Origin of the sequence: Synechococcus sp. R55.3 (assembly GCF_047461975.1) — a bacterium.
Taxonomy (GTDB): domain Bacteria; phylum Cyanobacteriota; class Cyanobacteriia; order Thermostichales; family Thermostichaceae; genus Thermostichus.
The window spans coordinates 1-1,226 of sequence record NZ_JANSIG010000158.1; the positions used below are offsets into that span (position 1 = coordinate 1).

At 57.5% G+C, this 1,226-nt stretch carries 2 protein-coding genes; both read right to left on the bottom strand.

The window, feature by feature from the left end; genetic code table 11:
- A partial coding sequence (lgt, locus tag NW849_RS14285; protein WP_414358501.1) for a prolipoprotein diacylglyceryl transferase occupies positions 1–815 on the bottom strand: 815 nt, incomplete at its 3' end.
- An 87-nt stretch (positions 816–902) separates the two neighbouring features.
- Positions 903–1,226, bottom strand: a 324-nt coding sequence (locus tag NW849_RS14290; protein WP_414358503.1) for a winged helix-turn-helix domain-containing protein, incomplete at its 5' end; no start/stop codon positions are given.

Sequence of the window (1,226 nt, forward strand, 5' to 3'; positions counted from 1 at the left end):
AAGCCACTGGCTACATAGGCGGCTTTGATGGAAGTTCCCGGCAGATAGGCCACCGCCGACACGCGCAAGATTTCGTAAGGGATGCGAATCAAGCTGTAGCCGACCACATACGTCCAAACCCAAGTGCCATCTTTAAGCTTGGGGAATCGCCAGAACATCCCCATCAACAGAGCAAACAGGGCCAGATTGAGGATGCTCTCGTAGAAAAAGATCGGGTGGAAAAACTCAAACTGGCTGTATTCCGGCTCGCGAGCTTGGGGAGGAATGTACACCCGCAGCGGCCAAGGGCTGTCCGGGGGAATAGGGGCACCATAGGCCTCGGAATTGAAAAAGTTGCCCCAGCGCCCAATGGCTTGGCCCAAAATTAACCCAGGGGTGAGAACATCGGCATACTTCCAGCCGTGGATCCCGGTGGCGCGGCAATAGAAGTAGAGAGCCAGAGCACCGGCCAGCACCCCGCCATGGATGATGAGGCCCCCCTGCCAAATGGCGAAGGCCGAGAGGGGGTTGTCTCTGAACTCTGACCAATGGGTGATGACGTAGTAGAGTCTGGCCCCCAGAAACCCAGACACCACCAGCCACAGGGCCAGTAGCTCCACCCGTTCGCCGGCTTTGCCGGGTTCTTTCTCCAAATGACGGGATTCGGCCAGTGCTTTGGTCAAGATCAAGCCGACCAACACGGCCACTGCCATCAATAGGCCATACCAGCGCAGGCCCAGCCCTCCCACCAGCGGGGTGCCAGGGGGAAAACGGAAGACAAATTCTCCAGGTGAGCTGAAGGTGAGACCCAACAGCCCTGCACTCCATAGGTTCATCAACAACACGCTCTGCACCCCAAAATCCCTCAATTCAACTAACCTCACAGGCAAGATTCCACTGGGGGGTTTTGGATCCCCATACCCCTACTCCCGCAGCACGTAGCCCACCCCACGCACGGTCTGGATGAGGCGCTTTTCCCCTTGGCCTTCGATCTTGAGGCGCAAATAGCGAATGTAGACCTCGATGATGTTGGAGTCGCCCATGTAGTCCAGCCCCCACACATGCTCCAAAATCTGCTGGCGGGTGAGCACCTGTCGAGGGTGTTCCATCAAGTAGCGCAGCAGGTCGTATTCTTTGGCTGTTAACTCCACTTGCCGCTCTCCCCGAGTGACCTCCCGCGTTACGGGATCCAGAATCAGATCCATGAACACCAACTGGCCATCGCGGGATCGCCTTGGCTGCCGCAA